At 61.9% G+C, this 12,864-nt stretch carries 1 protein-coding gene; it reads left to right on the top strand.

Going from position 1 to position 12,864, the window contains the following annotated elements:
• Positions 1 to 31: 31 nt before the first annotated feature.
• On the top strand, positions 32 to 12,790 hold the full coding sequence (locus tag H351_RS33070) for an amino acid adenylation domain-containing protein (RefSeq protein ID WP_478013417.1): 12,759 nt from the start codon (positions 32 to 34) through the stop codon (positions 12,788 to 12,790).
• The last annotated feature ends 74 nt before the right edge of the window (positions 12,791 to 12,864 follow it).

The following is a 12,864-nucleotide window of genomic DNA, read 5'->3' as shown; positions in this document are numbered from 1 at the left end:
TGGCGGTTCGCGTGCGGCGTTGACTGCGCAGGTGCGTCCGGCGCAGGTTCCGTTGTCGTTGGCGCAGCAGCGCATGTGGTTCCTCAACCAGTTGGATACGAACTCGGCAGGGAACAATGTTCCGGTTGCGATCACGCTCACCGGAAAACTGGACGTGTCGGGGCTGGAACAGGCTGTCTCGGACGTTGTCGGCCGCCATGAGGTTCTGCGCACGGTCTACCCCGAGGTCGACGGAATCGGCTACCAGAAGATCGTTGCACCGGCTGATGTCGGCGTGAACCTCGCTGCAACCTTGGTCTCGGATTCAGAGATTGTTTCCGAGGTAACGAACTTCGTGGCGACGGGTTTCGACGTGACAACCGAGGTTCCGTTGCGCGCCAGGCTTTTCCAGACCAAGGCCGACGAGCACGTTCTCGTATTCGTGGTGCATCACATCTCGACCGACGGTTTCTCGATGGGCCCGCTGACCCGCGACATCATGACCGCCTACTACGCCAGAACCAACGGCCAGGCTCCGACCTGGACGCCGTTGCCGGTGCAGTATGCCGACTACGCACTGTGGCAGCGTGAGGTTCTCGGGTCCGAGGACGATCCGCAGTCAATCATCGCGCAGCAGATCACTTACTGGGCGCAAGCATTGGACGGCGTGCCCGAACAGTTGAATCTTCCCGGGGATCGGGCCCGGCCGGCGGTATTCTCCGGTCAGGGAGCAACATTCGAATTCTCGATCGGTCAGGAACTGCATGAGCGGCTGATCGGTGTCGGTCGTGAGCACAATGCGTCGATGTTCATGGTGGTCCATTCGGCGCTGGCATCACTTCTCGCACGTCTGTCGGGAACAACGGACATCACCATCGGCGCGCCGATGGCAGGACGAGGTGAATCCGAACTCGACGATCTGATCGGAATGTTCGTCAACACCTTGGTGCTACGTACCGAGGTTGATCCTTCGGCCCCGTTTACCACACTTCTGTCGTCGGCTCGAGAGACCGATCTTCAGGCGTTCGCGCACTCGGACCTTCCCTTCGAGCGGCTCGTGGAAGTGCTGGATCCCGTTCGGTCGAGGGCACACCACCCGCTGTTCCAGGTGGCATTGGCGTTCCAGAACCTGGGGCAGAATTCGTTGGCTCTGCCGGGTCTGACGGCCGCCGAGTTCGCAATCGACGAGACTGTGGCCAAGTTCGACCTGCAGCTCACGATCAGTGAGGTATCAGAAGGGCTGTCGGCGACGTTCACGTACGCGACGGATCTGTTCGACGAATCGACCGTCCGCGGATTCGCCGCACGATTGATGCGCATCCTGAACGGAATTGCGACGGACCCCGCAACTTCAGTGGGTGACATCGAAATCCTCGACTCGTCCGAGCGTGAGGTTCTGACGAGTCAAAGGGCTTCGTCAGGAGTAGCGCAGGCGCCGTTGGCCGAGATTCTTGCCGACGCTGCTGCGCGTTACCCGGACAACGTCGCATTGCGCTACCCCGGCACGGCGCAGGCCGCTGCCGGTAGGTCCATGACGTATCGCGAGGTCGACGAGTGGTCGTCGAAGCTGGCCCGCGTTTTGATCAACCGTGGTCTCGGGGCTGAAGATCTTGTGGCGGTGTCGATTCCGAGATCCGTCGAATCGGTACTCGCGGTCTGGGCAGTGTCGAAGACCGGGGCAGCGGTCGTTCCGATCGATCCGCACTATCCGGCAGACCGTATCGCGCACATGCTCAGCGACTCTGGTGCAAAGGTAGGCCTGACCCTCGACGTCGAACGTCCGAACCTCACCGACGACGTCGAGTGGTTGGTCGTGGACGGACCACGTGGCGAACAGATGACCGCCGGAGTGTCCGCAGCGCCAATCGATGCCGAGGAACGTGTCCGTCCACTGACGACTGCTCATCCGGCCTGGGTCATCTACACCTCCGGCACGACCGGTCTACCCAAGGGCGTTGTCGCCACCAACGCAGGTCTGGCGAGCTTCAGTGTCACGCAGGCCGCGCATTACCTCGTGAAGCCCACCTCGCGGACATTGCACTTCGCGTCACCGAGTTTCGACGCGTCGATGCTCGAGTTGTTCCTCGCGGTGGCCACCGGCGCGACGATGGTCATCGTCCCGCCTGGCGTGTACGGCGGCGACGAACTGGCTGAGGTGTTCCGTAGCGAACGAGTCACGCATGCGTTCATCACACCAGCGGCTCTGGCGTCGATGGACCCGAGCGGCCTGGACGACCTGACGGTCGTAGGCGTGGGTGGCGAAGCGTATTCGCCGGAACTGATCAGCAAGTGGACGACAGGTGACGGCTCGACCGCATCGGCTTCGGCTCCCAGGACGTTCTTGAATGTCTACGGCCCGACCGAGACGACGATCGTGACGAACGTCAGCGTTCCGCTTCTGCCGGGTGACCGAATGGACATCGGCGCCACGATCGGTGACATGGCCGCTTTCGTTCTGGACACACGACTCAATCCAGTTCCACTCGGAGTCTCGGGCGAGCTGTATCTGTCCGGTCCTCAGGTGACCCGCGGCTATCATCGTCGCCCGGGCTTGAGCGCCGATCGATTCGTGGCAAACCCGCACGGTAATCCGGGCGAGCGAATGTACCGAACCGGTGACGTGGTGCGCTGGGTCGCTGGAACCGCACCCTCCACCTACGCCGTGGAATACGTGGGCCGCAACGATTTCCAGGTCAAGATTCGCGGTTTCCGTATCGAACTCGGTGAGATCGATGCGTCATTGACCGCACACCCCGAGGTCGAGTTCGCTGCGACGATGGGTACGACCCTGCCGTCGGGTGCTCCGGCACTGGTGTCGTACGTGTTCACCGGAAAGAACGCTTCGGTCACTTCGGCGGAATTGATCGAATTCGTCTCCAGAACCCTTCCGGCTCACATGGTTCCGGCTTCGATAATGGTCTCCTCGGACATGCCACTGAGCCCGGCCGGCAAGCTGGACCGAAAAGCGCTCCCAGCGCCGGTCTTCGAGACCAAGGAATTCCGCGCCCCGGTTACCGAGATGGAACAAGTCCTGAGCGAGATCTTCGCGGACGTTCTCGGTCTGGATCGAATCGGAACGGACGACTCGTTCTTCGCGCAGGGCGGCGACTCGATCATGTCGATCCAGCTCGTCTCGCGGGCGAAGGCACGTGGGGTCGTATTCGCACCCAGTGACGTCTTCGAGAGCAAGACTGTCGCGGCATTGGCCGAAGTGGCGAAGTATGCCGCCGACGTCGAGGCCGCGGTGGTGCTCGAGGAGTTGCCGGGCGGTGGAGTCGGCTGGATGCCGTTGACGCCGATCGAACGATTCATGGTCGAGCGCGGTGGCAGCTACAACCGATTCACACAGACGATGACTCTCGAGCTTCCACTCGGAGCGCAGCGAACCGACATCGTGCGAACCCTCGCCGCCGTCATCGACCACCATGACATGTTCCGATCGCGGTTGATCTCCGACGGTCGCGGCTGGGGAATGTCGGTCTCCGAGCCGGGAACCGTGGACGTCGAGGATCTACTCAGCCGGGTGGATGTTGATGCGTCCTCGGACGAGTCGACAATTGTTCTCACGGCTTCCAAGGGCCTCGACGAGGCTCTCGGCCGGTTGAATCCGGCAGGCGGCGTGATGGTTCAGTTCGTGTGGGTCGACTTCGGTCCCACTCGCACCGGGCGCTTGATCATTGCTGCGCATCACTTGATCGTCGACGGGGTTTCCTGGCGAATCATTGTTCCGGATCTGGTGTCGGCTGCGGCTCAGATGGCCGGGGCGAGCGGAGCGACGGGGGATGTGGCTCTCGAACCTACGGGTACGTCGATGCGACGCTGGGCTCATGCTTTGTCCGAAGAGGCCCATCGGGATTCGCGTGTGGCCGAGCTGGATACGTGGCGGAAGGTGTTGCAGACACCGGACCCGGTGCTGGGTAAGAGGGCGTACGACTCTGCCGTCGACGTTGCGGCAACGGTTCAGCGGATAAGCGTGACGGTCCCCACTCAGGTGACGGAGACTCTGTTGACCACGCTGCCGGAGGTTTTCAACGGCGGCGCCAACGACGGCCTGCTCGCTGGACTGGCACTCGCGCTGATCGAGTGGCGTCGCCGAGCCGGAATCGACTCGACGTCTGCCTTGCTGCAACTCGAGGGCCACGGTCGCGAAGAAGCCGTGATTCCTGGCGCGGATCTGTCAAGGACCGTTGGCTGGTTCACCGCTGCCTTCCCGATCAGTCTCGATCTTTCCGAGGTAGATCTGGGTGACGCTTTCGCCGGAGGTGATTCGGCGGGACGCGCGATCAAAGCAGTGAAGGAACAGCTGCTGGCGATCCCGGACAAGGGCGTCGGGTACGGACTGCTGCGCTACCTGAACGAAGACACGCGCGCAGTGCTTTCTCGCTTCGCCGGGGGACAGGTCAGCTTCAACTACCTGGGACGAGTTGTCGCCGAGGATCTTCCGGCAGGCGTCGAGGGACTCGGGTGGCTGCCGGCCGGCGATTTCGCCAAGGTGTCGGCACCCGAAGACGTCGACATGCCCGCAAACAAGGTCGTCGACATCAATGCGATCGTCAACGACGGCGCAGACGGTGCTGTTCTGGAGGCCTCTTTCGCATACCCCGTCGGTGCCATCGACGGCGAGAGTGTCGAGACATTTGCACAGATTTGGGTCGAAGCACTGACTGCCCTGGTGGAGCATTCTCGCTCCGTCGGAGCCGGTGGACTCACACCGTCCGACGTGCCGCTTGTCTCCGTGAGCCAACGAGATATCGACGGGTTCGAGAATCGATTCGGTACGGTGACCGACATCTGGCCCCTGGCACCGCTGCAGTCCGGTTTGCTCTTCCACGCGATGTTGGCGGAATCCAGCGTCGACCTCTACTCGGTGCAGATGATTCTCACTCTGTCCGGGAAGGTGGATGCCGACCGATTGCGCACTGCAGCACAGGGAATCATCGACCGTTATGCGAACCTGCGAACGGCATTCACGGCCGACGACGACGGAACGCCGGTCCAGATAGTCCTCGAAGATGTTGCCGTCCCGTGGCGGAACATCGATCTCAGCGATATCGCGGCGGTCGACCGTGAGGCAGCCCTGGACGAAGTTTTGACAGCTGACCAGGCGACACACTTCGACATGGCATCACCGCCGTTGATTCGGTTCACCTTCGTCACCATGGCGGAGGGGGACTATCGCTTGGTGGTGGCGAATCACCACATTATTCTCGACGGTTGGTCGGTGCCACTGCTCTTGCAGAACCTGTTGGCGCTGTACGCGACGCGTGGTGACGACTCGGTTCTTCCGCGTGTGCGTAGCTATCGCAATTACCTGGCGTGGCTTGTCGATCAGGATCGTGATCGATCACTCACGGCCTGGGCGGATGCGCTTTCCGGCGTCGAAGAGCCGACGCTGCTTGCTCAGGTCACAGGCGGACAGGAATTCACCGCGCTGTCACAGAAGCTGAACGTGTCGATGTCGTCGGAGACAACCGCGGCGCTCACCGCTCTGGCCGCACGACTCGGGGTCACCGCCAACACGATCGTGCAGAGCGCGTGGGCGGTCCTGCTCGGTGCGTTGACCGGAACCGACGACGTTGTCTTCGGTGCAACAGTGTCCGGCCGGCCACCGGCGCTCACCGGCGTCGAATCGATGGTCGGGTTGTTCATCAACACCCTCCCCGTGCGGGTGCGCCTCGACGCCGCGGAGTCCGTCGAAGAATTGGTTGCCAGGGTCCAGATCGAGCAGGCGAGAATGCTTGATCATCACTATCTCGGTTTGACCGATGTCCAGAAAGCAGCGGACGTCGGAACACTGTTCGACACGTTGGTTGTATTCGAGTCGTACCCGGTCGACCGTGAGGGCCTCGCCGCACAGGCGGATGTTCTCGACGGAATGATGATCGACGACATCGCCTCGGACGATTCCACGAACTACCCGTTGACCCTGCTGATCGCACTCGACGAGCAGTTGCACTTGACGCTGCGGTACCTACCGGACTTCTTCGATGCCGACTACGCAACTGCGTTGCTGGACAGAGTTCTTCGACTGCTCTCCTCCGTAGCCACCGATCCTTCGGTGCGTGTTGGTGACGTTGATATTTTGGATTCTGTTGAGCGTTCGTTGGTGCTCGAGGGGTGGAATGACACGGCTCGTGAGGTTGCGGGCGTGTCGGTGTTGGATGGGTTCGATGCGCAGGTGGCGGCGACGCCGGGTGCGGTAGCGCTCTCGTTCGAGGGGCAGTCTCTGTCGTATGCGGAGTTCGATGCTCGGGTGAATCGTTTTGCCAGGTATTTGGTTTCGGTGGGTGTGGGGCCGGAGTCGTTGGTGGGTGTTGCGGTTCGTCGGTCGGTTGATTTGTTGGTTGCGGTTTACGGTGTGCTCAGGGCTGGTGGTGGGTATGTTCCGGTGGATCCGGATCAGCCTGCGGAGCGTAATGGGTATGTGTTGGAGTCGGCGTCGCCGGTGTGTGTGGTCAGTACGTCTGATGTTGGTTTCGATGCTGGTGTTGTGCCGGTGGTCGAGGTTGATGTTGTTGATGTGTCTGGTTTTTCGGGTGCGCCTGTCTCTGATGTGGATCGGGTTGCGCCGTTGCGGTCGGGGAATACGGCGTATGTGATTTTCACGTCGGGGTCGACGGGTCGGCCGAAGGGGGTGGCGGTCAGTCATCGCAGTGTGGTCAATCAGGTGTCGTGGTTGGCGGAGCGTTATGCGGTGTCGGGTTCTGATGTGGTGTTGTTCAAGACTCCGGTGACGTTCGATGTGTCGGTGTGGGAGTTGTTTGTTCCGTTGGCGGTGGGTGCTCGGTTGGTGGTGGCTACTCATGACGGTCATCGGGATCCGGGGTATTTGGCGTCGGTGGTGGCGGCGGAGTCGGTGTCGATGGTGTCGTTTGTGCCGTCGATGTTGGAGGTGTTCGTCGATCAGGTTGTCGACACGTCGGAGGCGACGATTTCGCGCTTCGGTGGTGGTGGGTTGGGTTCGTTGCGGGTGATTTTCGCGGCGGGTGAGGCGTTGCCGGCGTCGGTGGTGGGTCGGGTGTTGTCGGTGTTGCCGTCGGTTGAGGTTCATAATTTGTATGGTCCGACGGAGTTCACGGTGCATGCGACGGCGGCGGGTCCGCTCGATGGTGTGGGTGTGGTGGTGCCGATGGGTGCTCCGGTGTGGAATTCGTCGGTGTTGGTGTTGGATTCGCGGTTGCGTCCGGTGCCGGTGGGTGTTGCGGGTGAGTTGTATTTGTCGGGTGTGCAGGTCGCTCGTGGGTATTTCGGGCGGGTGGATTTGTCGGCGGAGCGGTTTGTGGCGAATCCGTTCGGCGTGTCGGGTTCGCGGATGTATCGCACGGGGGATGTGGTGCGGTGGATCGGTGTGTCGGGTGAGCTCGAGTATGTCGGTCGTAGTGATTTTCAGGTGAAGTTGCGTGGTCAGCGGATCGAGTTGGGGGAGATCGAGGCTGCGGTTCGGGATCAGGTGGGTGTGGGTTCTGTGGTGGTGGTGGTGTGGCGTGATCAGTTGGTTGCGTATGTCACTGCTGCGGTGGGGTCTTCGGTTGATGTTGATGTGGTGAAGGTGGGTGTGGGGGAGCGGTTGGCGTCGTATATGGTGCCGTCGCAGTTTGTGGTGTTGGATGCGTTTCCGCTCAATGCTTCGGGGAAGTTGGATCGGAAGTTGTTGCCGGAGCCGGTGTTCGAGGCCGCGGTGTTCAGGGCTCCGGTGACGGCGGTGGAGGAGATCGTCGCGTCGGTGTTCGCTGAGGTGTTGGGTGTTGATCGGGTGGGTCTCGATGACGATTTCTTCGAGCTCGGCGGCAACTCCCTCAACGCCACTCGCACGATCAAGCGAATCGCCGATGCTCTCGATACCGAACTTTCGGTTCGAGTTCTGTTCGAAGCGTCCACGGTGCAGGATCTCGCGGCACATGCCGAAAGCCGGACCGGTTCGGGTGGGCGAGTCGCGCTGACCGCTGTCGAACGGCCAGAGCGGATTCCGCTTTCGTTGGCGCAGCAGCGTATGTGGTTCCTTAACCGATTCGACGGGAGCGCTGCTGCATACAACATCCCGATGGCGCTGCGCCTTCAGGGTGATCTCGATGTCTCGGCGCTGAGCGCGGCCATCTCTGATGTGATCGGGCGGCACGAATCACTTCGAACCGTCTACCCGGAAATCGGAGACGGTCCGGTGCAGGTCGTCAAGCCCGTGTCGAGTTGGTCGGACGAAATCGTCGCAGAACCGACCGGCGTGGACGAACTCGAAGGTGAGTTGGTCGCGCTGGCGTCGACGCGCTTCGACGTCACACGCGAGATCCCGATTCGTATCCGGTTGTTCCAGTTGGCTTCCGACGAATACGTACTCGGTGTCGCGATTCATCATATTTCCGCCGACGGTTCCTCGATGGCACCGTTCGCTCGAGATGTCGTGACCGCATACGCCTCGCGGGTTGCCGGGTACACACCGTCCTGGGCTCCTCTCGACGTTCAGTACGCCGACTACAGCCTGTGGCAGCGAGAGGTGCTGGGCCGTGAGGAAGACCCGGGATCTATCGCTTCGCAGCAGATTGCGTACTGGAGCGATGCTCTCGCCGGGCTGCCTGATCAGCTTGCACTTCCAGCTGACCGGCCGCGCCCCGCGACGCAGTCCTTCCGCGGCGGTTACCTGCACTTCGATATCGATGCAGAGTTGCATGCTCGGCTGAGCGGTCTTGCCAGGGCAAACAATTCGACGCTGTTCATGCTCACGCACACTGCGTTCGCGATGCTGTTGGCTCGACTGTCCGGAACCGAGGACATCGCGGTGGGTACGCCCATTGCCGGACGCGGTGAGCGGGCACTCGACGATCTCATCGGCATGTTCGTGAACACCTTGGTGTTCCGTACGCAGATCGACAGCGGTGCGCCGTTCCTCGACCTGCTCGGACGTGTCAGGGAGACCGACCTTCAAGCGTTCGCACATTCGGACGTTCCGTTCGAGCGACTCGTGGAGGTGCTCAACCCTCCGCGTTCGACCGCTCGTCATCCGCTCTATCAGGTCGGCTTCCTGTTCCAGAACATGGAAACCGGAGGGCTTGAGCTTCCGGGACTCACCGTCAAGGGCGTCGATATCGACAATGGGGTCGCGCAGTTCGATCTTCAGTTGATCGTCAGTGATCGTTACGACGCCGACGGATCTGCAGCCGGCATCACGTCGATGTTCAGCTACGCGCATGATCTGTTCGACGAGTCGACCGTGCAGGACTTCGCCGATCGATTCGTGCGATTGCTCGGGGAGATCGCGTCGGATCCGTCGTTGACCGTCGGCGACTTCGCGCTGATGGATTCGTCCGAGAGCGACCGGATCCTGAACCGCTGGAACGACACCGATCACCCCGTCCCGGGAGCCACTCTGGTCGAACTGTTCGACGAGCAGGTCGGTTCGAACCCAGGTGCGGTGGCATTGGTCGCCGGGAACACGTCGCTGACCTACGCCGAGTTCGATGCACGTGTCAACCGTCTCGCACGCCATCTGATTGCAACCGGTGTCGGTCCGGAGTCGTTGGTCGCGTTGGCAATCGAGCGATCGGTCGAACTGTTGGTCGCCATGTACGCGGTGGTGAAGGCAGGTGGTGGATACGTACCGATCGATCCGAACCACCCGGCCGATCGCATCGAGTACGTGTTGACCATGGCAGATCCGGTCTGCGTCCTCACTACCTCGACCACTGCGAAGAATCCGGCGTTCGGTGATTCTGTGATCGAGATGGACACGATCGATCTCGCGTCCTACGCGGACGCGATGGTTACCGATAGGGATCGCAGTGCTCCACTGCGAGCGGACAACACCGCCTATGTGATCTTCACGTCGGGATCGACGGGGCGGCCGAAGGGCGTCGCGATCTCGCATCGGGCGGTGGTCAACCAGATTCTCTGGAAGCGCGATCAGTACGGCCTGGACCGATCCGATGCGATGGTGCTCAAGACGGCGGCAACCTTCGACCTCTCGGTCTGGGAGTTCTGGTCGGCACTGACTTCCGGTGCACGACTGGTGATCGCCGAACCTGAAGGTCACAAGGACCCGAGCTACCTGCTCGACCTGATGACGCGGGAGAAGGTCACGACGCTCCACGTGGTGCCGTCGATGCTCGCGATGTTGCAGTCGGCGTCGGAAAATAGTCTTCCGGAATCGCTTCGTCAGGTGCTCGCGATCGGTGAAGCGTTGCCGGCCGCGACGGCCACCGAGTTTGCAGAACTCAGCGACGCGCAGTTGGTGAATCTGTACGGTCCGACCGAGGCCGCGGTCTCGGTGACAGCGCACGTCGTCGGTTCGGACGATACGACGTCGGTGCCGATCGGTGCCCCCGAATGGAACACGCAGGTGTTCGTGCTCGACACGCGTTTGCATCCGGTCCCCGTCGGAGTCACCGGGGAGCTTTACCTCGCCGGTGCTCAGCTTGCTCGCGGCTATCACGGGCGCGCGGATCTGACGTCGGAACGATTTGTGGCCAACGTCTTCGGTGACGCGGGTTCGCGGTTGTACCGCACGGGCGACCTCGTCCGGTGGACGCAGAACGGCGAACTCGACTACGTGGAGCGCGCCGACTTCCAGGTCAAGATCCGTGGCTACCGCATCGAACTCGGTGAGATCGAAGCGCTTCTTCGCAAGCAGGCCAGCGTGGACTCCGCTGTGGTGGTGGCCAAGTCGGATGCGCGTACCGGTGATCGACTTGTCGGCTACGTCGTTCCTCAAAGCGGGGAAAGCATCGATGTCGAAACCTTGAAGCGGACTCTTGTGGCTGAGTTGCCGAGTTACATGGTGCCGGCGGCATTGATGGTCTTGGACGAACTACCGCTCAACATCAACGGCAAGGTCGATCGCAAAGCCCTGCCCGACCCCGAATTCGAGGCGACCGAATTCCGTGCGCCGACCAACCCCGTCGAAGAGATCGTGGCGGGTGTGTTCGCTGACGTACTCGGTGTGGCGAGGGTCGGCCTCGACGACGACTTCTTCGAGCTCGGCGGAAACTCTCTCGTCGCGACGCAGGTCGTGTCGAGGCTGGGTGAGGCGTTGGACGCGCAGATTCCGGTCCGTGTGATCTTCGAGGCCTCGACTGTCGGGGCATTGGCGTCGAGGGTTCTCGAACACGCGGGATCGGGTGGCCGCCCACCGTTGGTGGCCCAGGTGCGTCCGCACGAGATCCCGCTGTCGTTGGCGCAGCAACGTATGTGGGTGCTCAATCAGTTCGACAAGACCTCGGGTGCGTACAACATCCCGGTCGCGATCCGGTTGTCCGGCGCTCTCGATGTCGACGCACTTCACTCCGCGGTGTCGGATCTGATCGAGCGTCACGAAGTGCTCCGGACGGTATACCCGGACCAGGGCAACGGACCGGTTCAGATGATCCTGCCTCGCTCCGCAGCGACGGTGGGACTGGAAGTGATCGCAACCGACGAAGCGTCGGTCGCCGAGCAGGTGGCTGACACAGTTCGCGAGGGCTTCGATGTCACGACAGCCGTTCCGTTGCGAATCCGTCTCTTCGAGGTCGACGAATCCGAGCGGGTCCTCGTCGTTGTCATTCACCACATCAGCGGTGACGGCTTCTCGATGGCTCCGTTGATCAGAGACACCATGGTTGCGTACACCGCACGTACCGGCGGGGAGACGCCGGAGTGGGCTCCGCTCGAGGTGCAGTACGCCGACTACACGCTGTGGCAGCGTGATGTCCTCGGATCGCCGGAGGACGCGGACAGTCAGCTGGGCCGTCAACTCGCGTACTGGGTGAACGAGCTCAAGGGCACTCCGGAGCTTCTGGAACTGCCGACCGACCGGCCGCGGCCGGCGCGCGCGAGCATGCGCGGTGCGGAATTCGAGTTTGCCGTCGATTCCGAGACCACGGACCGGCTCGCGACGATCGCACGGGAGCAGAACTCGACAGTCTTCATGGTGGTTCACACTGCCCTGTCCGTGCTGCTGGCGAAGATGAGTGGATCGAACGACATCGCAATCGGTACGCCGATCGCGGGTCGAGGTGAGCGGGCTCTCGACGATCTTGTCGGGATGTTCGTCAACACCTTGGTCCTGCGAACGGAGATCGCTCCTGCTTCGACTTTCGTCGACCTTCTGGGGCACGTGAAGGACAAGGACTTGTCGGCATTCGCCAATGCCGACGTACCGTTCGAGCGGTTGGTCGACGAATTGGGGCGAGAGCGCTCTCACGCATACTCGCCGCTCTTCCAGGTCATGCTCACATTCCAGAACATGGCTCTTGGTACGTTCCAACTCCCAGGCCTGGAACTCTCTGCGGTCGACAGCGGTTTCGATCAGGCGATGTTCGATCTGCAGCTCACCGGTATCGAGCAATTCGACGATGCCGGGGTGCTGTCCGGGCTGAGGATGCGTTTCACCTATGCGACCGACCTGTTCGACGAATCGACCATCGCTCTTTTCGCGGCGCGATTCGGGCGGGTGCTCGAAGAACTGGTGACCGATCCCGGGGTCGTGATTCGTACGATCGACATCGTGACCGATCAGGAACGCGAGGAAGCGAGCGCTGCCGAGCCGAAGTCCGCGGCAGATCTGCCCGAACTGGCAGCCGCGGCGGCGGCCGCCGATCCTGAGGCAATTGCGTTCACCCACGGTGATCAGGCGGTCACCTTCGGTGAGTTGTCGACCAAACTCGTTGCCATGCGTACCGCCATGGGCGCTGCTCTGGCTCCCGATGCACTGGTTTCGGTGTCGCTCGCCGGCCTTGTTCCGGGCATCCTGCCGGCACTTGGCGTCGACGGTCTCGCCACACTTGTGAGCTCGGTGATAGCTGACGCACAGTCGGTGTCAGCGGGCCGTGGGGGTACGGCCGGGTAACATTCAGTATTTGCCCAGTGAACGCCTCCGGCCGAGCAGAACGCTGTGCTCGGCCGGGGCGCACTTCACGAAAG

Source organism: Rhodococcus erythropolis R138 (assembly GCF_000696675.2).
GTDB lineage: Bacteria > Actinomycetota > Actinomycetes > Mycobacteriales > Mycobacteriaceae > Rhodococcus_F > Rhodococcus_F erythropolis.
The sequence above is the reverse complement of the archived record's forward strand: the minus strand, read 5'-3'. Positions and strand labels throughout refer to the sequence as shown.